At 60.4% G+C, this 21,348-nt stretch carries 21 protein-coding genes; 12 read left to right on the top strand and 9 right to left on the bottom strand.

All coding sequences use genetic code 11. From position 1 onward, the window contains the following. The first annotated feature begins 353 nt into the window (after positions 1–353). From OK411_RS03865 to OK411_RS03895, 7 genes are all read left to right on the top strand, one after another. Complete coding sequence (locus tag OK411_RS03865) at positions 354–1,487, top strand: ABC transporter substrate-binding protein (protein WP_041480713.1); 1,134 nt, start codon at positions 354–356, stop codon at positions 1,485–1,487. A 241-nt stretch (positions 1,488–1,728) separates the two neighbouring features. Further along, positions 1,729–2,643, top strand: coding sequence for an ABC transporter permease subunit (locus tag OK411_RS03870; RefSeq protein WP_016771918.1), 915 nt, complete (start codon positions 1,729–1,731; stop codon positions 2,641–2,643). Between the two features lie 3 nt (positions 2,644–2,646). Beyond that, positions 2,647–3,948, top strand: coding sequence for a high-affinity branched-chain amino acid ABC transporter permease LivM (livM, locus tag OK411_RS03875; RefSeq protein WP_024011385.1), 1,302 nt, complete (start codon positions 2,647–2,649; stop codon positions 3,946–3,948). Beyond that, a complete protein-coding gene (locus tag OK411_RS03880; RefSeq protein WP_016771916.1) occupies positions 3,945–4,817 on the top strand; it encodes an ABC transporter ATP-binding protein in 873 nt (290 codons plus the stop codon). Before livM ends, OK411_RS03880 begins: the two co-directional genes overlap by 4 nt. Further along, positions 4,814–5,530, top strand: coding sequence for an ABC transporter ATP-binding protein (locus tag OK411_RS03885; RefSeq protein ID WP_016771915.1), 717 nt, complete (start codon positions 4,814–4,816; stop codon positions 5,528–5,530). Before OK411_RS03880 ends, OK411_RS03885 begins: the two co-directional genes overlap by 4 nt. A 744-nt stretch (positions 5,531–6,274) precedes the next feature. Next, complete coding sequence (locus OK411_RS03890; RefSeq protein WP_122748055.1) at positions 6,275–7,039, top strand: SDR family oxidoreductase; 765 nt, start codon at positions 6,275–6,277, stop codon at positions 7,037–7,039. A 177-nt stretch (positions 7,040–7,216) separates the two neighbouring features. Beyond that, complete coding sequence (locus OK411_RS03895; RefSeq protein ID WP_136492325.1) at positions 7,217–8,122, top strand: cation diffusion facilitator family transporter; 906 nt, start codon at positions 7,217–7,219, stop codon at positions 8,120–8,122. Positions 8,123–8,186: 64 nt separating this feature from the next. Here OK411_RS03895 and OK411_RS03900 read toward each other — a convergent pair whose 3' ends face one another. From OK411_RS03900 to OK411_RS03930, 7 genes are all read right to left on the bottom strand, one after another. Further along, positions 8,187–9,320 (bottom strand): AGE family epimerase/isomerase, encoded by a 1,134-nt coding sequence (locus tag OK411_RS03900; protein WP_264364447.1) that lies wholly within the window; start codon positions 9,318–9,320, stop codon positions 8,187–8,189. Positions 9,321–9,500: 180 nt separating this feature from the next. Further along, entirely contained in the window at positions 9,501–10,073 is a 573-nt protein-coding gene (locus OK411_RS03905; protein ID WP_122610376.1) for a HupE/UreJ family protein, read from the bottom strand. Positions 10,074–10,100: 27 nt separating this feature from the next. Beyond that, positions 10,101–10,715, bottom strand: coding sequence for an urease accessory protein UreG (gene ureG, locus OK411_RS03910; RefSeq protein WP_016771910.1), 615 nt, complete (start codon positions 10,713–10,715; stop codon positions 10,101–10,103). A gap of 23 nt (positions 10,716–10,738) precedes the next feature. Next, on the bottom strand, positions 10,739–11,413 hold the full coding sequence (locus tag OK411_RS03915) for an urease accessory protein UreF (RefSeq protein WP_264364448.1): 675 nt from the start codon (positions 11,411–11,413) through the stop codon (positions 10,739–10,741). Then, on the bottom strand, positions 11,410–11,910 hold the full coding sequence (ureE, locus tag OK411_RS03920) for an urease accessory protein UreE (protein ID WP_016771908.1): 501 nt from the start codon (positions 11,908–11,910) through the stop codon (positions 11,410–11,412). Before ureE ends, OK411_RS03915 begins: the two co-directional genes overlap by 4 nt. Positions 11,911–12,209: 299 nt before the next feature. Continuing rightward, positions 12,210–12,842: a TetR family transcriptional regulator gene (locus tag OK411_RS03925; protein WP_016771906.1), complete on the bottom strand. Its 633-nt coding sequence runs from the start codon at positions 12,840–12,842 to the stop codon at positions 12,210–12,212. 154 nt (positions 12,843–12,996) lie between these two features. Beyond that, complete coding sequence (locus tag OK411_RS03930) at positions 12,997–13,419, bottom strand: hypothetical protein (protein ID WP_016771905.1); 423 nt, start codon at positions 13,417–13,419, stop codon at positions 12,997–12,999. A gap of 384 nt (positions 13,420–13,803) precedes the next feature. On the opposite strand from OK411_RS03930, the gene OK411_RS03935 reads away from it, so the two are divergent. Continuing rightward, positions 13,804–15,879 carry an AsmA family protein gene (locus OK411_RS03935; RefSeq protein WP_264364449.1) on the top strand — a complete coding sequence of 692 codons (2,076 nt, stop codon included), beginning with the start codon at positions 13,804–13,806 and terminating at the stop codon, positions 15,877–15,879. A 119-nt stretch (positions 15,880–15,998) separates the two neighbouring features. Here OK411_RS03935 and OK411_RS03940 read toward each other — a convergent pair whose 3' ends face one another. After that, positions 15,999–16,529 carry a ferritin-like domain-containing protein gene (locus OK411_RS03940; protein WP_016771904.1) on the bottom strand — a complete coding sequence of 177 codons (531 nt, stop codon included), beginning with the start codon at positions 16,527–16,529 and terminating at the stop codon, positions 15,999–16,001. A gap of 254 nt (positions 16,530–16,783) precedes the next feature. Here OK411_RS03940 and OK411_RS03945 point away from each other — a divergent pair, with 254 nt between their 5' ends. Continuing rightward, entirely contained in the window at positions 16,784–17,662 is an 879-nt protein-coding gene (locus OK411_RS03945) for an esterase/lipase family protein (RefSeq protein ID WP_264364450.1), read from the top strand. A 96-nt stretch (positions 17,663–17,758) separates the two neighbouring features. Here OK411_RS03945 and OK411_RS03950 read toward each other — a convergent pair whose 3' ends face one another. After that, the gene (locus OK411_RS03950; protein WP_264364451.1) at positions 17,759–18,646 is read right to left on the bottom strand and encodes a DMT family transporter; all 888 of its coding nucleotides are present in this window, start codon (positions 18,644–18,646) and stop codon (positions 17,759–17,761) included. Between the two features lie 97 nt (positions 18,647–18,743). Between OK411_RS03950 and OK411_RS03955 the strand changes: the two genes are divergently transcribed. From OK411_RS03955 to OK411_RS03965, 3 genes are all read left to right on the top strand, one after another. Continuing rightward, positions 18,744–19,538, top strand: a complete 795-nt coding sequence (locus tag OK411_RS03955) for an AraC family transcriptional regulator (protein ID WP_024011395.1) — start codon at positions 18,744–18,746, stop codon at positions 19,536–19,538. Positions 19,539–19,601: 63 nt separating this feature from the next. After that, on the top strand, positions 19,602–19,907 hold the full coding sequence (locus OK411_RS03960; RefSeq protein WP_122881171.1) for a PsiF family protein: 306 nt from the start codon (positions 19,602–19,604) through the stop codon (positions 19,905–19,907). Positions 19,908–20,239: 332 nt separating this feature from the next. After that, positions 20,240–21,253, top strand: a complete 1,014-nt coding sequence (locus OK411_RS03965; RefSeq protein WP_016771899.1) for an AI-2E family transporter — start codon at positions 20,240–20,242, stop codon at positions 21,251–21,253. The last annotated feature ends 95 nt before the right edge of the window (positions 21,254–21,348 follow it).

Raw genomic sequence — 21,348 nt, forward strand, 5'->3', positions numbered from 1 at the left:
GCCGCAAGCGGCGCTTTTGCATCCAGCGACTAGCCTGTAATGGTGCGGGTTGTAGCAGTCCCGCACCAGCAGTGTGCAGTTCGGTGACGCGGGCTGTTACAGGCTGGTTGCACGTCGTTTGCCGCTGCGGTTGCAATGATGGCGCGTGCGGGTTGCGCCTGAAAAAACAAATGGTTTTACCTTCCGCGGTTTAGACGGTTGCACGCCCAATGAAAATGGGACCGAAACAGTCGAAATAACAACAACGCAGCGACTTTTTGAAGAATAAAAAACCGATGGCACGGGCCTTGCTCTGAGCTTTGAGTGAAGTGAAGTCGCAGTGCCAACTAAAAAAAACCTTGGAGCACCACCTCATGTCCCAGACGTTTTACAAGAAAGGCTTTCTGGCCCTCGCAGTCGCTACTGCGCTGGGTGTTTCTGCGTTTGCTCAAGCTGATATCAAGATCGGTGTAGCGGGTCCGATGACCGGTGCCAACGCGGCATTCGGCGAGCAGTACATGAAGGGTGCACAGGCGGCGGCCGATGCAGTCAACGCGGCGGGCGGCGTCAATGGGGAAAAAATCGTCCTGGTCAAAGGTGATGACGCCTGCGAACCGAAGCAGGCGGTGACGGTCGCCAAGGACCTCACCAACCAGAAAGTCGCCGGTGTGGTCGGTCACTTCTGCTCCTCCTCGACCATTCCAGCGTCGGAAATCTACGACGAAGCCGGGATCATCGCGATCACCCCGGGCTCGACCAACCCGCAAGTTACCGAGCGTGGCCTCAGCGCCATGTTCCGTATGTGCGGACGTGACGACCAGCAAGGCATCGTTGCCGGCGACTACATCGTCGACATGCTCAAGGGCAAGAAAGTCGTCGTGCTGCACGACAAGGACACCTACGGCCAAGGCCTGGCGGACGCCACCAAGGCTCAGTTGGAAAAACGCGGCGTCAAGCCTGTGCTGTACGAAGGCCTGACCCGTGGCGAGAAAGACTTCAGCACCATCGTCACCAAGATCCGTGGCGCCGGCGCCGATGTCGTCTACTTCGGCGGCCTTCACCCGGAAGCCGGTCCGCTGGTTCGCCAGCTGCGTGAACAAGGCCTGAAAGACGTCAAGTTCATGTCCGACGACGGCATCGTGACCGACGAGCTGGTGACCACCGCTGGCGGCCCACAATTCACCGACGGCGTGCTGATGACCTTCGGCGCCGACCCGCGCCTGTTGCCGGAAAGCAAGACCGTAGTGGACGCGTTCCGCAAGGCCGGCACCGAGCCTGAAGGCTACACCCTGTACGCCTACGCCTCGGTTCAGACTCTGGCGGCAGCGTTCAATGGCGCGAAGAAAAACGATGGCGAAGCCGCTGCCAAGTGGCTGAAGGCCAACCCGGTGAAAACCGTGATGGGCGAGAAGACCTGGGACGCCAAAGGCGACCTGAAAGTCTCCGACTACGTGGTTTACCAGTGGGACAAGGACGGCAAATACCACCAGCTGGAAAAGCAGAAGTAAGGGCTGAAGCGATCACTCGGCTCACTTGAAACCCTGTGGGAGCGGGCTTGCCCGCGATGGCGTCAGGTCAATCGACACACAAGTTGGCTGATCCACCGCTATCGCTGGCAAGCCAGCTCCCACAGGATTCAGTGGCGATCGGGCTGATCACGCTCCGACATTGCTCCGACGTACATCTGTATTTTTCCTAGAAGAACCGCGCGCCATGGGCGCGCAGGTTCTCACTGCGTGAGATTGCGTTATGGATGGTATTTTCCTGCAGCAACTGGTCAATGGCCTGACCCTCGGGTCGGTCTATGGCCTGATCGCCATCGGCTACACAATGGTCTACGGCATCATCGGCATGATCAACTTCGCCCACGGTGAGGTTTACATGATTTCCGCTTACCTGGCGGCAATCAGTCTGGCTCTGCTGGCTTACTTCGGTATCGAATCCTTCCCGCTGCTGATGCTCGGCACGCTGATCTTCACCATCGTCGTCACGGCGGTGTATGGCTGGGTCATCGAGCGTGTTGCCTACAAACCCCTGCGTAACTCGACCCGCCTGGCGCCGCTGATCAGCGCTATCGGTATTTCGCTGATTCTGCAGAACTACGCACAGATCGCTCAGGGCGCCAAACAACAGGGCGTGCCTACGCTGCTGACCGGTGCCTGGCGTGTTGAAGTCGGCACCGGATTCGTACAACTGACCTACACCAAAGTCTTCATCCTGATTGCCGCGTTCGTCGGCATGGGGCTGCTGACCTACGTCATCAAATACACCAAGCTCGGCCGCATGTGCCGTGCGACCCAGCAAGACCGCAAGATGGCCTCGATCCTGGGGATCAACACCGACCGGGTGATTTCCTATGTGTTCATCATCGGTGCAGCCATGGCGGCACTGGCCGGTGTGCTGATCACCATGAACTACGGCACGTTCGACTTCTATGCCGGCTTCATCATCGGCATCAAGGCGTTCACCGCAGCGGTGCTGGGCGGCATCGGTTCACTGCCCGGCGCGATGCTCGGCGGGATCATCCTCGGCATCTCCGAGTCGCTGTTCTCCGGTCTGGTCAATTCCGACTACAAAGACGTGTTCAGTTTCTCGCTGCTCGTCCTCGTACTGGTCTTCCGGCCGCAGGGCCTGTTGGGCCGTCCTCTTGTGTCGAAGGTGTAAGCGATGTCTGCAACCACTGAAAAATCCATCGATATCAAAAAAAGTCTGGTCGAGGCGATTCTTGCCGGCCTGATTGCGCTGATCGTGTTCGGGCCGATTGTCGGCGTGGTCCTCGACGGCTACAGCTTCAACCTCGAAGCGACTCGCGTGGCGTGGATCATTGCCATCGTCATGGCCGGTCGCTTTGCCCTGAGCCTGTTCCTGCAAACCCCCAAGGGCCTGAAGATCCTCGACGGGTTCGAGAGCACCGGCTCCGGTGTGCACGTGCTGCCGGCGGACTACAAATCACGGCTGCGCTGGATCATCCCGCTGATTATCGTACTGGCGATCATCGTGCCGTTTGTCTCCAACTCCTATCTGCTGGGGGTGGTCATCCTCGGTTTGATCTACGTGCTGCTGGGGCTGGGGCTGAACATCGTGGTCGGTCTGGCCGGGCTGCTCGACCTTGGTTACGTGGCGTTCTACGCCATCGGTGCCTACGGTCTGGCATTGGGTTATCAATATCTGGGTCTGGGCTTCTGGACCGTGCTGCCGCTGGCGGCGATCACCGCAGGCCTGGCCGGTTGCATTCTCGGTTTCCCGGTGTTGCGTCTGCACGGTGACTATCTGGCGATCGTGACCCTGGGTTTCGGTGAAATCATTCGTCTGGTGCTGAACAACTGGCTGTCCCTGACCGGCGGCCCGAACGGCATGCCGGCGCCACTGCCGACGTTCTTCGGCCTGGAGTTCGGCAAGCGGGCGAAGGATGGCGGAGTACCGTTCCATGAGTTCTTCGGTCTGACCTACAACCCCGACGTGAAGTATTACTTCATCTACGCAGTGCTGTTCCTGGTGGTGCTGGCGGTGTTGTACGTCAAGCATCGGCTGGTGAAGATGCCGGTCGGTCGCGCCTGGGAAGCCCTGCGTGAAGATGAAATCGCCTGCCGCTCGATGGGCCTCAACCACGTGCTGGTCAAGCTCTCGGCGTTCACCATCGGTGCGTCGACGGCGGGTCTGGCCGGGGTGTTCTTCGCCACTTATCAAGGCTTCGTCAACCCGACCTCGTTCACCTTCTTTGAATCGGCGCTGATCCTCGCCATCGTCGTGCTCGGCGGCATGGGCTCGACCATTGGCGTAGTCATCGCCGCATTCGTGCTCACCGTCGCTCCGGAACTGCTGCGCGGCTTCGCTGAATACCGCGTGCTGCTGTTCGGCATCCTGATGGTGTTGATGATGATCTGGCGACCACGCGGGCTGATCCGCATCAGCCGCACCGGGGTCAAACCACGCAAAGGTGCCATTCACTACGAGAGGACTGCGCCATGAGTGAAGTCGTACTCTCTGTTGAAAAACTGATGATGCATTTCGGTGGCATCAAGGCGTTGAGCGATGTCAGCCTGAAGGTCAAACGCAATTCGATCTTCGCCCTGATCGGCCCCAACGGCGCCGGCAAGACCACGGTGTTCAACTGCCTGACCGGGTTCTACAAGGCCACGGGCGGCAAGATCGAACTCAATGTGCGCGGCCAGCAGACCAACGTCATCCAGTTGCTGGGCGAGTCGTTCAAACCGACCGATTTCGTTTCGCCGAAATCCTTCCTCAGCCGCATGTACTACAAAATGTTCGGCGGTACTCACCTGGTGAACCGTGCCGGTCTCGCCCGTACGTTCCAGAACATTCGCCTGTTCAAGGAAATGTCGGTGCTGGAAAACCTGCTGGTGGCGCAGCACATGTGGGTCAACCGCAACATGCTCGCCGGCATCCTCAACACCAAGGGCTATCGCAAGGCCGAGAGCGATGCGTTGGATGTCGCGTTCTACTGGCTCGAAGTGGTCGATCTGGTCGACTGCGCCAACCGTCTCGCCGGTGAACTCTCGTACGGCCAACAACGCCGTCTGGAGATTGCTCGGGCCATGTGCACCCGCCCGCAGATCATCTGCCTCGACGAACCGGCCGCCGGCCTCAACCCTCAGGAAACCGAAGCGCTCAGCGCGATGATCCGGCTGCTGCGTGACGAGCACGATCTGACCGTGGTGCTGATCGAACACGACATGGGCATGGTCATGAGCATTTCCGATCACATCGTGGTTCTCGACCACGGCATCGTCATCGCCGAAGGCGGGCCGGAAGCGATCCGCAACGATCCGAAAGTGATCGCGGCCTATCTGGGCGCCGACGAAGAGGAGCTGGTATGAGCCAACCGATCCTCGAACTGCGTAATCTGGACGTGTTCTACGGCCCGATTCAGGCGCTCAAAGGCGTTTCCCTGCAGATCAACGAAGGCGAAACCGTCAGCCTGATCGGCTCCAACGGTGCCGGCAAGTCGACCTTGCTGATGTCGATCTTTGGCCAGCCACGGGCGGCGGGCGGGCAGATTCTCTATCAGGGCGTCGACATCACGCAGAAGTCCTCGCACTACATCGCCTCCAACGGCATCGCGCAGTCGCCGGAAGGGCGGCGGGTTTTCCCCGACATGACCGTCGAGGAAAACCTGCTGATGGGCACCATCCCGATTGGCGACAAGTACGCCAAAGAGGACATGCAGCGCATGTTCGAGCTGTTCCCCCGGCTTGAAGAGCGGCGCAATCAGCGCGCGATGACCATGTCTGGCGGTGAACAGCAGATGCTCGCCATCGCCCGAGCGCTGATGAGCCGGCCGAAGCTGTTGCTGCTCGATGAACCGAGCCTGGGTCTGGCACCGATCGTGGTGAAGCAGATCTTCGCCACGCTGCGCGAGCTGGCGAAAACCGGGATGACGATTTTCCTCGTCGAGCAGAACGCCAACCATGCGTTGAAGCTGTCGGATCGGGCTTATGTAATGGTCAACGGCGAGATTCGCCTGACCGGCACCGGTAAAGAACTGTTGGTGAACGAGGAGGTGCGTAACGCCTATCTGGGCGGGCACTGATTCTTCTCGCGGTTGTACACAGCCCCGGCGACGAGAGTCCCGGGGCTTTTTTATTTTTTGAATCCACCACAGGTAAATTGGGTAATTCCCGAAATTGTGGAAAACAAATTCCCCAAGCTGCCAAAGCGCGACATATAGACGCTGCAAATGGCTGTTTTTCCACAGTTTTGACTTGTCCCCGGTTACTGTGGAACTGGCTGTGAATAACGTGGGTGTATATGGTTGCAGGCCTTGTAACACGTGGTCTCCAGGCTTGTGATTGTTTTTTGATCAGTCAGTTTCAGGCAGGCGTGAGGCGCCATTGTCAACCTTTTTATAGCGCATCCAGGTCGGGTACTGTTGTGTGTAAAGGCCTGTGGATAAGTCTGTGACTAAACTCTGGAAAGACCTCGCGGAGCGCCGTAATTGCTGGCCTCGCGCAATCACCCGGTTGCACCGTCCGTCGTGCAAAATGCCCTGTGCCGCACATCCCCCGCCTCACGGTCAAGCAAAAAACTTTCCATTTCGCCCGCAAAGCCTTGTGTGGCGTGGCTTTGCGCGTTTGCACTTGCCCCCGGAAACTGTGGAGCAGACTGTGGATAACATGCGTGCACATGGCTACAGGCCACGCTGGCTGTGGCCTTGGCGGGTCTGGTTGATTTTTGTACAGCTGGCAAGTGTTGCCCGTATCCGCGAGGGCGGGCATGCTGCCTGCTGATTTTCTATTCCAAGGGCTGCCGTGGCGGCCGAAGCAAGGAGAACACGATGTCCGACACCCTGTTTATCACCGGCGCGACGTCCGGTTTTGGTGAAGCCTGTGCCCGTCGTTTTGCCGAGGCTGGCTGGAAGCTGGTTCTGACCGGCCGTCGTGAAGAACGCCTCAATGCCCTGTGCGCCGAACTGTCGAAGCAGACCGAAGTGCATGGTCTGGTCCTCGATGTGCGCGATCGCAAGGCGATGGAGGAGGCAATCGCCAACCTGCCGCCGTCGTTCGCCAAACTCCGTGGCCTGATCAACAACGCCGGCCTGGCGCTCGGTGTCGACCCGGCGCCGAAGTGCGATCTGGATGACTGGGACACCATGGTCGACACCAACGTCAAAGGCCTGATGTACGCCACTCGCCTGCTGCTGCCTCGGCTGATCGCCCACGGCCGTGGCGCCGGTATCGTCAACCTCGGTTCCATCGCCGGCAACTATCCGTACCCGGGCAGCCACGTGTACGGCGCGACCAAAGCCTTCGTCAAACAGTTCTCGCTGAACCTGCGTTGCGACTTGCAGGGCACAGGCGTGCGGGTCAGCAATATCGAGCCCGGCCTGTGCGAAAGCGAGTTCTCGCTGGTACGTTTTGCCGGTGACCAGGAACGCTACAACGCCACTTACGCTGGCGCCGAGCCGATCCAGCCGCAGGACATCGCCGAGACGATCTTCTGGGTCATGAACACCCCGGCGCATATCAACATCAACAGCCTGGAGCTGATGCCGGTGAGCCAGACCTGGGCCGGGTTTGCCATCGAGCGTAACAAGGCTTGATACCGCGTTGAGGCCATTCGCGAGCAGGCTCGCTCCCACAGGAGAATGCATTTCAAACTGTGGGAGCGAGCCTGCTCGCGAAAAGGCCGGCACAGGCAAAACAGGACGATAAGCTAAACTCCTCACTCAACCATCAGGCCGCACCCCGCGGCGCTCAAGGTTTCATGAGGCGTTCAAGTGAGTAACCGAGGTGAGCAGGCACTGCTCAAACAATCGACGCTGCTGATGCTGGCGGTGTCGATTGCCGGGATCGTCACCGGTTTTGTTTCAGGTTCGCAATCCATCCTGTTCGATGGCTTTTTTTCGCTGATCGCGACGTTCATCAAAATCCTGATGCTGATCACCGCCCGGCTGATCGCCAAGCAGAGCAATCAGCGTTTCCAGTTCGGCTTCTGGCATCTGGAGCCGATGGTGCTGCTGATCGAAGGCAGCTTCCTGCTGTTGATCGCCATCTACGCCTTTCTCAACGGCGTGTTCGGCATCATCAATGGTGGCCGCGATATCGAGCTGGGTCTGGTGATCGTCTACGCGGCGGTTTTCACCGTCGTCGAGTTCGCCTACTTCTTCTACGTGCGTCAGCGTAATCGCACGCTCAAATCCAGCCTCATCCAGTTCGACAACATCAGTTGGCTGGTGGACGCGATGCTGTCTGTGGGGTTGTTGATCAGTTTCCTCGCCGCGCTGCTTCTCAAGTCCCAGGGCTATGGCGAGTGGGCGGTGTATGTCGACCCGCTGATCCTGATCGTGCTGGCGCTGACCATGCTGCCCCCGGCGTTGAAGATCCTCGGCCCGGCATTGCGTGATGTGCTGGGAATTGCCCCGGACACTCTGGATGAGCAGGTCAGGCAGGTCATGGAGGTGGCGAAGGTCGAGCATGGTTTCGAGGATTACGTGTCCTACGTGCAAAAGCACGGTCGGGCGCGGTTCATCGAAATTCATGTGGTGTTGCCGGCGGAGTATCCGCTGCGCAATGTCGCGCAGCTGGATGCGCTACGTGAGCAGATATCGGCGCAGTTGGGTGAACCGGATGCGGCGAGGTGGCTGACGATCAGCTTCACCGGGGACAAGAAGTGGATTGCCTGATCTGACCCGGATGTCTGCTGAGAACACAGTAACCCTCTAGCCCCAAAATCCTGCTTTGCACAGGTCAACGCAGATATTCAGCCAAACCGTGATAGCAAGTCGCCAAATGATAAGGCGTGGTCGAAGGCATGTCCTTGCGGCTGACCGCTCCATTCTCATCGCGACACTCATGCCAGCCGCCGGCATGCAGAAACCGCTGCTGCAACGCCTGCAACTGGCGCAGCACTACCGCTTCGCTGTCCGCCCGCAAGGTCAGCGCGCGCAGGTATTCAGCCTGAGCCCAGATCCGTTGGGTGGAATCCCTGGGCCGACCATTACTTTCCAGATCGAGCATCGCCCGCACCGCGCCGCAGGACTCCAGCACGCCGTACTGCTCGGTAAAGGCAAATGCCCGATCCAGCGCCCGGTGCAGTTTCGAATCGCGCAACAGCGCCGACGATTCGAGCAGGAAATACCATTCGAACTGGTGCCCCGGTTCGTACCAGTTATCCACAGCCCCCAGTGGCTTCTCCATCAATACGCCATATTGCGGATCGACGAATTGCTTGTGCATGGCTGTGCATAACTCAAGCAGGGCCTTCTGCGTCTGCGGGTCTTCGCGCACCGCCAGAGTGGCGAGGAAGGCTTCGGCCAAGTGCATCAGTGGATTTTGCAGTGGGCCGGTTTGCAGGGTGAGCCAATCACGCTCAAGGCAGGCTTCGTACAAACCGTCGCCGGTGGCGAATCGGCGGCCGATGATCTCCAGCGCGGCGTTGAGTGTCGACTCGGCCAGCGAATCCCGGGACTTGTCCCAGTAATGCGCGCAGGCAAACAGGATGAAGGCGTGGGTGTAGAGATCCTTGCGCTGGTCAAGCGGCTTGCCCTGTGCGTCGATGCTGTAGAACCAGCCGCCGTGCTCGGCATCATGGAAATGCCGTTGCAGGGAACGGAACAGCGCGGCGGCGCGGACTTCGGCGTTATCCACAACCCCGATCAGGCTGGAGAACAGATACAGCTGCCGTGCGCAGGCCATCGCCCGATAGCGTTGCGCTGGCAGCGGTTGATGCGCGGCGTCCAGCGCCTCATAGGGCAACGCCATGTCGGCATTCCAGCCCGGGCCTTGCCACAGCGGCACGATCACGTCGAGGAAGTGCTGCTGCACTTGGCCAAACAGGGCGGTCAATTCGGGCAGGGCGGTGGAGCGGGAAGCGTGGGGCATGGGCGGGCGTCACGGGCTGGGGCGATTGCGCGACATGGTAGCAGAGAGCACCGCTTGAGAGAGGCGGTGTCTGTCAGGCCGTCTTCGCGAGCAGGCTCGCTCCCACAGTGGATTTGCAGCGTACACAAAACCTGTGGGAGCGAGCCTGCTCGCGAAAAGGCCAGTGCAGGCGCTAAAAAATCAGCCTGCCAACAACCACACGCCGGTCGCCGCCGAAGCCGCACCCGCCAACCGCACCAGCGGCGCCGCTGCCTGCGGAAGAACCCGCACCACGCCATAACCGAGCGCATGCAAAACCGCTGTCGCCGCGACAAACCCGGCCGCATACGCCCACGGACTACTCATGTCCGGCAGCTCCAGCCCATGCGCCACGCCATGGAACAGCGCAAACAGCGCCGTCGCGGCCACCGCCATCACCAGTGGCGGACGCACGGCCAGTGCCACGGCCAGGCCCAGCGCCAATACCGAGGCGGCTATCCCGCTCTCCAGCGCCGGCAACTCAAGCCCTTCAAAACCGAGCAAACCTCCGAGCAACATGGTGCCGACAAAGGTGCACGGCAGCGCCCAGCGCGCCGCGCCTTGTTGCTGCGCCGCCCACAAACCGACGGCGAGCATTGCCAGCAAGTGGTCGAGCCCGCCGATCGGGTGGCTGATGCCTGCGATGAGGCCACTGTCGCCATGGCCCGGGTGAGCGAAGGCCAGCGCCGGTGTCAGCAGCAACGCCAGAGCGCCAAGAATGCGTTTGAGTGTCATGGATAAGCTTCCTTGTGGATAAATGGATCAGGCGGCGGTCAGCAGGCCCTGACGTTCGATGAAGGCGATGATTTCTTCGAGGCCCTGACCGGTTTTCTGGTTGCTGAACACGAACGGCTTGCCGTTGCGCATGCGTTTGGTGTCGCTGTCCATCATTTCCAGCGAGGCGCCCACCAGTGGCGCGAGGTCGATCTTGTTGATCACCAGCAGGTCGGATTTGCAGATCCCCGGGCCGCCCTTGCGCGGCAGCTTGTCGCCGGCGGAGACGTCGATCACGTAGATGGTCAGATCCGACAGCTCCGGGCTGAAGGTCGCCGAGAGGTTATCGCCGCCGGACTCCACCAGAATCAGATCCAGCCCGGGAAAGCGCCGGTTCAGTTGATCGACCGCTTCGAGGTTGATCGAGGCGTCTTCGCGGATCGCCGTGTGCGGGCAGCCGCCGGTTTCCACGCCGATGATCCGCTCCGGCGCGAGGGCTTCGTTGCGCACGAGGAAATCGGCGTCTTCGCGGGTGTAGATGTCATTGGTGACCACGGCGAGGTTGTAGCGCTCGCGCAGGGCCAGGCACAGGGCCAGAGTCAACGCGGTCTTGCCGGAACCGACCGGGCCGCCGATGCCGACGCGCAGAGGTTGTGTATCCATTTCATTCTCCAAAATAAACAGCCCTAAGAGCGGAAGAGACGGCTGTACTGGCGCTCGTGGGCCATGCACGCCAGGGACAGGCCAAAGGCGGCGCTGCCGATATGTTCGGGATTCATGCGGGTCGCGTCGTGCTGCGCCTGTTGCAGCAGCGGCAGCAGTTCGCTGGTCAGGCGCTGGGCGGCTTGCTGGCCCAGCGGCAGGGTTTTCATCAGCACGGCGAGCTGGTTTTCCAGCCAGCTCCACAGCCACGCGGCAAGAGCATCCTGCGGGCTGATGCCCCAGGCGCGTGCTGCCAGTGCCCAGCACAAGGCCAGGTGCGGTTCTGTGGTCTGGTCAAGAAAGTCGCGGGCAGGCGCGTCGAGTTCAGGCAAACCGTTCAACAACTGCTGCAAGGAGTAACCCATCTGCCGGCTCTCCAGATGCAGCTCGCGGGTTTCGCGACTGGCGCGGTGGCTCTCGCAGAGCTGCCGTAGCTCGGCCCAGTTTTCATCTGCTGCGGCTTGGCAATGCGCCAACAGCAGCGGCGCTTCGAAGCGGGCGAGATTGAGCAGCAGTTGATCGCTGATCCAGCGCCGGGCGGCGTCAGGGTTGTGGACCCGGCCGTTATCCACCGCCATTTCCAGACCCTGGGAATAGCTGTAGCCGCCAATCGGCAATTGCGGACTGGCCAGACGCAGCAGCGCCCAGGCCGGATTCACAGGCGCACGCCGAATTGATGGAGTTTCGGCGCGTAGTTGAAGTCTTCATCGCCGTGGCGGGAGTGATGGTGGCCGCCGCCGTAGGCGCCATGTTCCGGCTGGAACGGCGCTTCGATGGCCTCGACCCGGGCGCCGAGCTGTTCGAGCATCGCTTTGAGCACGTAATCGTCGAGCAGACGCAGCCAGCCGTCGCCGACTTGCAGGGCGACATGGCGGTTGCCGAGGTGATAGGCCGCGCGCGTCAGTTCGAACGCATTGGCGCACGTGACGTGGAGCAGTTGTTCGGGACGGGCGCAGACGCGCACGACACGGCCGTCTTCGGCCTGCAGACATTCGCCGTCATACAGCGGTGGCTGGCCGCGCTCCAAAAACAACCCGACGTCTTCGCCTTCGGCACTGAAACAGCGCAAACGGCTTTTGCTGCGCGCTTCGAAGGTCAGGTGCAGCTCGGCGGCCCAGACGGGTTGAGGGTCGATTCTGCGATGAATCACCAGCATCGGAAAGCTTCCAGCAATGAACGTTGATTGGGCTAGAGCAAGCGCCGCGCCAATCGGGCGATCTGTAGGAAATAGCTGTCGGCGCGTGCCTGATGTTTCAACAGGCGCGGCGATTCTGGAAGGTTTTGGTGCATGAAGGATTTGTCATGCACCAAAGCGAGGCCATGACGGATGTTCAATGTGGGAGCGAGCCTGCTCGCGAATGCGCCGTGTCAGACAGATGTATTCAGCTGACCCAGCGCTTTCGCGAGCAGGCTCGCTCCCACAGGGGCTGTGCGCTGTGTCAGATAGACAAGGGATTACTCGGTACTGCCCAGCCCTTGCCAGTGCTTGAGGCCGATGAAGATGAAGCGCAGTTGCTGGGTGATCTTCGCCTGCGGGGTCAGGTGCTCCGGCAAGGCTTCGGCGGGCGGGTCGATGATGTCGGGGAGGGTGGCGAACACCGATTTGACGATCAGGTCAGCCATCACGCTGAGGCCGGCCAGATCCAGATGTTGCAGCTTGGGCATCAGCGCCAGGTCCGCCGCGAGGTCGGCGCTGATGTTCTCCCGCAGGCGTCCGATGGCCTGGCGCACCGGCAGCGAGCCGCCATATTGTTCGCGAGCGAGAAACAGGAATTGCGAGCGGTTGGCGTTGACCACATCAAGGAAGATGCGCACCGAAGCGTCGATGATGCCGCCCATGACGAATTCGTTGTGGCGCACCAGGCGGATGGTCTCGCGGAAGGTCTGGCCGACTTCACTGACCAGTACCAGACCCAACTCGTCCATATCGGCAAAGTGCCGGTAGAAACCGGTGGGCACGATGCCGGCGGTCTTGCTCACTTCGCGCAGGCTCAGGCTGCCGAATCCTCGGCCGCTTTCCATCAGGTGGCGGGCAGCGTCCATCAGGGCGTTGCGGGTCTGTTGTTTCTGTTCGGCGCGGGGCAGCATCGCAGGGTGTGTTCTTCGGCAGGACAAGCGCCGCACTCTAGCAAATCGGCTTTGTCGGCGTCGAACGGGGAGTCGTGCAGCGAGGGTTTTACAGAAGCTGAAAAGTCAAAAGCCCAATCCGCTGATTGGGCTTTTTCGCTGGGCCGTCATAGGCTCAACTCACGGCGCTGTTGCGTTCGATCACACGGTCACCACCACCTTCGGCGAGGGCTTGACCTTGGGGAGTCTTGTCGTAGCCGTCTTCCACCAGGCCTTTTTCTTCAAGACGATTGCGGCCGTTTTCGGCTACAGCCTGGCCTTGTGGCGTCTTGTCATAGCCATCTTCAACCAGACCTTTTTCTTGGAGGCGGTTGCGACCGTTTTCAGCCAGAGTCTGACCTTGTGGGGTTTTGTCATAGCCGTCTTCAGCCAGAGTCTGGCCTTGTGGGGTTTTGTCGTAGCCGTCTTCAGCGAGAGTCTGGCTGAACACCGAGTGGCTGTCTTTGACTTGCGGAGTGGCCTGATCGGCAGCGGGCAGGGCGAAAGCAGTGCTGGCTAGCATCGACAGGGTAAGGCTGAGCAGTAATTGGCGTTTCATGATAGTGGCTCCTTGGGAGGGCGATAAAGTGGGTACGAGGGCAATGCTACTCTCGATAAGTCGATATAAAAGTTCATAAACGCAATGGTAATAATCAACAGAATTGATTGTTCGGCGCGAAGGCTCTAGATCGGGCCTTTGCGGGCGACGGTTTTGCACCGTCGTGGGTATTTTCGACTCACTCGTGCCTCGCAAAAGTGCGGGTGGCGGTAACACTGCTCGACCGATCGGTCAGTTTTGCCGGGCTTTTTATGGCTTAAACTGCCTTTCAATTAAACCTGCGGGCCTTTCGCCAGTCACAGACTGCATAGGGGCCGCTTCGGTCTGCCGTTTCAGCTGTGCGTCGGGATGTTCGGCGTGCGGTCGTGATCAGGAGCTTTGTGCATGACGCGCACTGGAAAAATCTTCAGCTGGACCTTCGCCATCCTCGCGCTGCTGCTGGCAGCCTTGATTCTGATCATCGTGTTTTTCGACTGGAACCGGATCAAACCCACGATCAACGCCAAAGTTTCGGAAGAACTGCACCGGGCGTTTGCCATCAACGGCAACCTCGCGGTGATCTGGCAGCGCGAGCCGGAAGAAGGCGGCTGGCGCTCTTGGGTGCCGTGGCCGCACGTGGTCGCCGAGGATCTGAGCCTGGGTAATCCTGACTGGTCGAAGCAGCCGCAGATGGTCACGCTCAAACGCGTTGAACTGCGCATTTCGCCACTGGCCCTTCTGGCCCAGCGCGTGGTGATCCCGCGCATCGACCTGACCGAGCCGAATGCCGAACTGCAACGTCTGGCCGATGGCCGCGCCAACTGGACGTTCAAATTCGATCCCAAGGACCCGAACGCCGAGCCGTCGAGCTGGGTGGTCGATATCGGCGCGATCGGTTTCGACAAGGGCCACGTGACCCTCGACGACCAGACCCTGAAGACCAACCTCGATGTGCTGATCGACCCGCTCGGCAAGCCGATCCCCTTCAGCGAGATTGTTGGCGACAAAGCGGCGAAAACCGCTCAGGACAAGGGCGGCGCACCGCAGGACTATGCCTTTGCACTCAAGGTCAAAGGCCAATACCACGCGCAGAACCTCACCGGCCAGGGCAAGATCGGCGGGTTGCTGGCCTTGCAGGACGCGAGCAAGCCGTTCCCGTTGCAGGCCCAGGCGAAGATCGGCGACACCCGTATCGAACTGGCCGGCACCCTGACTGACCCGCTGAATCTCGGCGCCCTCGACCTGCGCTTGAAGCTCGCTGGCGACAGCCTCGGCAATCTTTACCCGCTGACCGGCGTGACCCTGCCGGACACCCCACCGTATTCCACCGACGGCCACCTGATCGCCAAGCTGCATGACGAGGCCGGGGCGAAATTCACTTATGAAAAATTCAACGGCAAGATCGGCGACAGCGACATCCACGGCGACCTGACCTACGTGGCCAGTCAGCCACGGCCGAAACTCACGGGTGGGTTGCTCTCCAATCAACTGCTGTTCGCCGACCTTGCACCGTTGATCGGGGCTGATTCCAACACCGAGCAAAAGGCTCGTGGCGGCGCGAGCAAGCAGCCGGCCGATAAAGTCCTGCCGGTCGAAGAGTTCAAGACTGATCGCTGGCGCGCCATGGATGCCGATGTCGAGTTCACCGGGAAACGCATCGTCCATAGCGAGAAGCTGCCGTTCAACGACCTCTATACCCATCTGAAACTCAACGACGGCGAACTCAGTCTGGAGCCGCTGCGCTTTGGCGTCGCCGGCGGCACGCTGGATGCGCTGATTCGCCTGAATGGCCGCACCGAGCCGCTGGAAGGCCGGGCGCGTTTGACCGCACGCAAATTCAAACTCAAAGAGCTGTTCCCGACCTTCGAACCGATGAAAACCAGTTTCGGTGAGCTCAATGGCGACGCCGACATCAGTGGCCGGGGCAACTCCGTGGCCAAGCTGCTCGGTGGCGCCAACGGCAATCTGAAGATGCTGGTCAACGACGGTGCGATCAGCCGCGAGCTGATGGAACTGGCCGGGCTCAACGTCGGCAACTACGTGGTCGGCAAGATCTTTGGCGACAAGGAAGTGAAGATCAATTGCGCGGCGGCGGACTTCGACATCAAGACCGGCCTGGCCACGACACGGCTGTTTGTCTTCGATACCGAGAACGCAATCATCTACATCGATGGCACGGCGAACATGGCCACCGAGCAACTCGATCTGACCGTGACCCCTGAGTCGAAAGGCTGGCGTCTGATCTCCCTGCGCTCGCCGCTGTATGTGCGCGGCAAGTTCATCAAACCGGATGCCGGCGTCAAAGCCGTACCGTTGATGCTGCGCGGGGCGGGGATGGTTGCGCTGGGCGTGATAGCCGCACCGGCGGCGGGGTTGCTGGCGCTGGTGGCGCCAAGCGGTGGCGAGCCGAATCAGTGCGCGCCGTTGCTCGAGCAGATGAAGCAGGGCAAGGCGCCGGTGACCGTTAAACCCAGCAAGTAATGCGGCGTCTCTGAGGGCGCCTTCGCGAGCAGGCTCGCTCCCACATTCGAACGCATTCCTTCAATTGAAATACGTTCCAGTGTGGGAGCGAGCCTGCTCGCGAAAGCGGTGTGACGGGATTACAGATCGTTAAGGATATCCGCCATGTCGTCGGCGTGTTCTTCTTCCTGGGCGAGGATGTCTTCGAAGATGCGGCGGGTGGTCGGGTCCTTGTCACCGATGTACTGAATGATTTCGCGGTAGCTGTCGATGGCGATGCGCTCGGCCACCAGATCTTCGTAAACCATTTCCTTGAGCGTATTGCCGGCCACGTATTGCGCGTGGGACATCTTGCTCAGCAGGTCAGGGTTGAACTCCGGCTCGCCGCCCAGTTGCACGATGCGCTCGGCGAGGCGATCGGCGTGCTCGGCTTCCTGGTTGGCGTGCTCAAGAAATTCGTCGGCGGCGACGTTGGCTTTCAGGCCGTTCGCCATGAAGTAGTGGCGCTTGTAGCGCAAGGTGCACACCAGCTCGGTGGCCAGCGACTCATTGAGCAAACGCAGTATTTCCTCACGGTTGGCGTTGTAGCCCTCGGTGACCGCGCCGTTTTCCACGTGTTGCCGCGCGCGTTCGCGCAGGGTTTGAACATCAGACAAATGCACGTCACTCATTTCATTCTCCTGGAGGCTAATCCGATAGGCGCCACGTTCTGAAGACGCGGTCGCTACTCAGGGTGTGAGTCTTGAGCGAAGCGAAAAGTTTTATGCGATTTACGCCGGACTCGGTTCAGGAACTGCTGAGGACTGCGATGTCGGCAGGGTCAGAGCTGGAATAGGCTTATCGTTGAGTTGTCATCGTCGAGGTGGATGCTTGGCGAGCGTCTTGCACGTCTGGCCTCCACCCACCGCGCACAAGGATGTACCCCATGTCGACACGTTATCCACTGGTGCTGGTGCCGGGCATGCTCGGCTTTATCCGGCTGCTGCTTTACCCGTATTGGTTCGGCATCATCAAGGCCTTGCGCCGTGGTGGTGCGACGGTGGTCGCGGTGCAGGTCTCGCCACTCAACTCCACGGAAGTGCGCGGCGAGCAATTGCTGGCGCGGATCGAGGAAATTCTCCGCGAGAGCGGGGCGCCGAAGGTCAATCTGTTCGGTCACAGCCAAGGCGCGTTGACCGCACGGTATGCGGCGGCGAAGCGCCCGGATCTGGTCGCCTCGGTAACATCGGTGGCCGGGCCTAATCATGGTTCGGAGTTGGCCGATTATCTGGAAAAGCACTATCCCGCCAACAGCGCCAAGGGGCGCTTGCTCGAAGCGTTGCTGCGCCTGATCGGCTGGATGATGGCACTGCTCGACACGGGTTATCACGGGCCGAAACTGCCGGTGGATATCCACGCTTCTCACCAATCGCTGACGACGGCGGGCGTTGCAATATTCAATCAGCGTTATCCACAAGGGCTGCCGGAATCGTGGGGCGGGCAGGGGCCGGAAGAGGTCAACGGTGTGCGCTATTACTCCTGGTCAGGCACGCTGCAACCGGGCAAGACCGATCGTGGCGGCAATCTTCTTGACGGCACCAACCGCAGTTGTCGCTTGTTCGCCAGGACTTTCGTCCGCGAGCCGGGGCAGTGCGACGGCATGGTCGGCCGTTACAGCTCGCATCTGGGCACGGTGATCGGTGATGACTATCCGCTGGATCATTTCGACATCGTCAATCAGTCGCTGGGACTGGTGGGCAAGGGCGCAGATCCGGTGAGGCTGTTTGTCGAACATGCGGCGCGGCTGGAGGCTGCAGGGTTATAGCCAAACAGACCGCGTCATCGTTCTTCGCGAGCAGGCTCGCTCCCACAGGTGTCTGCATTTCAACGTGGGAGCGAGCCTGCTCGCGAAGGGGCCTTATCAGGCAACGCCGATCCGCCGGCCCAACACCATGGTCCAGCGCTCCGACAAAACCACCCCGCCCAAGGTCAGCAACCCGCCCACCAGGTGATACATCGCCAACTGTTCCTTCAACACCACTGCTGCAATCAGCGCGGTAATCAATGGCAGCAGATTGAAAAACAGCGTCGTCCGGCTCGGCCCCAGTCGCTGCACCGCCTGCATCCACGCCAGCGGCGCGACCATCGAGGCCAGCAGGCATGCATACAGCACCAGCGGCACGTTCTGCAGGTTCAGCCCGGTCTTCGGCGACATCGCGAACAGCGGAAACAACACCACAATCGCCACCAGCACCTGCAAGTACAGCAGCACCAGCGGCGGCAGGCGCAGTTGCCATTTTTTCAGCAGCGTGCTGTAAACCGCATAGGCCAGCGTTGCGATCAGCATCATCGCATCGCCCAGATTGACCCCGTGTTGCAGCAGCGCATCGAGGCTGCCGGATGACACCACCACCAGCACGCCAGCGAACGACAGCACCGCGCCGACCAAGGCACCAGCGGTCAGGCGCTGGCCGAGGCTGATGATCGCCATGGCCAGCGACATCAATGGCATCAACGACAGGATGATGCCCATGTTGGTCGCGGTGGTCAGTGTTGCGGCGAAATAGGCGAGGCTCTGATACACCGCCATGCCGAGCACGCCGAGGACGAAAATCCGCCTCAGGTTCGGCCGAATCTGCGGCCAGTGGGCGATGACTTTCTTCAGCATGAATGGCGTGAACAGCACGCCGGCCAGCAGCCAGCGATAGAAACCGATCTCGGCGGGGAAGATCGCCCCGACCGCCAGTTTGTTGATCACGGTGTTGCCGGCCCAGATGAAAATCGCCAGCAGGGGAAACGCGTATTGCATGGGACAAAAACCAGAACGTTGATGAAACGCGATTATCGCTTGTCTGGATGCAGGCCTATACTGCGAACCGGACAACCTGCCTCTGCATCCGGACAGCATGAACAGCAAACACATCGATCTGCTCGATTTCAGCGAATTGCCGTCAGCGGTGTATTTCCGCTACGCCGATTTCAATGCCCACGAATATGCCGCGCCGCATCGCCATCCTTGGGGCACGCTGGAATACGCGGCCCATGGCGTGTTGCACATGGATGTCGACGGCAGCCGCTTCATGTCGCCGCCGCAGTACGCGGTGTGGGTGCCGCCCGAGGTCGAGCACAGTTTCTACAGCCCTCAGCCGGTCAACTATCGCGCGGTGTGTCTTGATCCAAGTGTTTGCACACGGTTGCCGGCGCGGGCCTGCACCTTGGCGATCAGTGACATTCTCAAGGCGATTCTCAAGGACTTCGCTGCCCGCGATGTGAAGATTCCGGAGCATGAGGCCGATCAGCGTCTGGCCCAGGTATTGGTCGATCAACTGCAACAGGCACCGGTGCAGGAATGTTACCTGCCGTATGCGAGCAGCCCGGGCTTGCTGACGATTCTCGACGCCTTGCAGGCCGCGCCGGGCGACAACCAACCGTTGGCGCATTGGGCCGCGCAAGTGCATGTCAGCGAGCGCACCCTGGCCCGGCAGTTTGTCCGCGAGCTGGGCATGAGCTTTGGCGAGTGGCGTCAGCGCTTGCGTTATCTGGCGGCGATCGAGGCGCTGGAAACCTCGCGTTCGGTGCAGGAAATCGCTTTCGACCTAGGCTACAGCAGCGGCTCGGCGTTCATCGCCATGTTCGCCCGCCAGGCCGGTTGCACGCCGGAGCAGTATCGGCGCAGCCACCTCGAGGGCAGGAAGGTGTAACAAGCTTTGACTACACTGCGACAGAGGCCGCATCCATCGGTGCGGCAACAAGGAGAAAACTCCATGAAGATGTTGCGTGTGCCGTTGTTGATGATCGGGCTGCTTGTGTGTTCCCAGGGTTTCGCCGCCACGGCGCAACAGAACAAGATGACCACCTGCAATGCCGATGCGACCGCCAAGAGCTTGAAGGGCGACGAGCGCAAGGCGTTCATGAGCACCTGCCTGAAAGCGGCACCAGCGGCCAACGATGGCAAGGAGCTGACCCCGCAGCAGCAGAAGATGACCACCTGCAATGCCGATGCGAAAACCAAGGCGCTGGCCGGCGATGCGCGCAAGGCGTTCATGAGTGAGTGTCTGAAGAAAAAATAAGGGGGCGCCATGGGTGTCCGATTGACTCGGTCGGCTTGAGGTTTTCCCTCACCCTAACCCTCTCCCCGGAGGGAGAGGGGACCGACCGCATCGATGCCGACAGGAACTGGGGTCTGAAATACCGGGTCGATTGCGGATTCGGCACTGCACGTTCAGGTCGGAAAATTTTTCGAGCAACCCCCAATCGGTTCCCTCTCCCTCTGGGAGAGGGCTAGGGTGAGGGGGAAATTCGCAAGCCCTGCACGAAAATCCGAAACCCCGCATATCCCTAGTGCTAACCCCGGATCGCTGGCAGACTGCCCATCCTTTCACGCCGTTCGTTTTGAGGCTGTATGCCAACGTTTTCTCAGCGTCATGTTGTGTTCTGGGTCAGTTGCATCATCATTTTTGGCGGTTTGCTGTTGGTGCTGCCGCTGCGCCTGTTGCCGAGCCTGCTGGCCGGGTTGCTGGTGTTCGAGCTGGTCAACATGCTCACCCCGCAACTGCAACGGCTGATCGAAGGGCGGCGTGCGCGCTGGCTGGCGGTGGCGCTGCTCGGCACGCTGGTGGTGAGTGCGCTGGCGCTGATCTTCGCCGGCGCCATCAGTTTCCTCCTGCATGAAGCGGAAAACCCCGGCGCCTCGCTGGATAAGTTCATGGGTGTGGTCGATCGCGCGCGCGGGCAGTTGCCGCCGTTCATCGACGCTTATCTGCCGGCCAGCGCGGCGGAATTTCGCGTGGCGATCGGCGAGTGGGCGAGCAAGCATCTGGCCGACCTGCAACTGGTCGGCAAGGACGCTGCGCACATGTTCGTCACCCTGCTGATCGGCATGGTGCTCGGCGCGATCATCGCCCTGCAGCGCATCCCCGACGTGACCAAGCGCAAGCCGTTGGCCGCCGCTTTGTTCGACCGTTTGCATCTGCTGGTGCAGGCGTTTCGCAATATTGTCTTCGCGCAGATCAAGATTTCCCTGCTCAACACCGTGTTCACCGGGATCTTCCTCGCGGTGATCCTGCCGATGTTCGGCATCAAGCTGCCGCTGACCAAAACCCTGATCGTGCTGACCTTCCTGCTCGGCCTGCTGCCGGTGATCGGCAACCTGATGTCGAACACGCTGATCACCATCGTCGGCCTGTCGCTGTCGATCTGGGTGGCAATCGCCGCGCTGGGCTATCTGATCGTTATCCACAAGCTCGAATACTTCCTCAACGCGCGCATTGTCGGCGGGCAGATCAGTGCCAAGTCGTGGGAGTTGCTCCTGGCGATGCTGGTGTTCGAAGCCGCGTTCGGTTTGCCGGGGGTGGTGGCGGGGCCGATTTATTACGCGTATCTGAAGAGTGAGTTGAAGCTGGGCGGGATGGTCTAAGGCCTGGCAACTGAATTGAATGCATCTGTGGCGAGGGGATTTATCCCCGTTGGCCCTGTCTCTTATACACATCTGACGCTGCCGACGATTAACGT

The organism is Pseudomonas sp. RG1 (genome assembly GCF_025910115.1).
Classification (GTDB): Bacteria; Pseudomonadota; Gammaproteobacteria; order Pseudomonadales; family Pseudomonadaceae; genus Aquipseudomonas; species Aquipseudomonas atacamensis.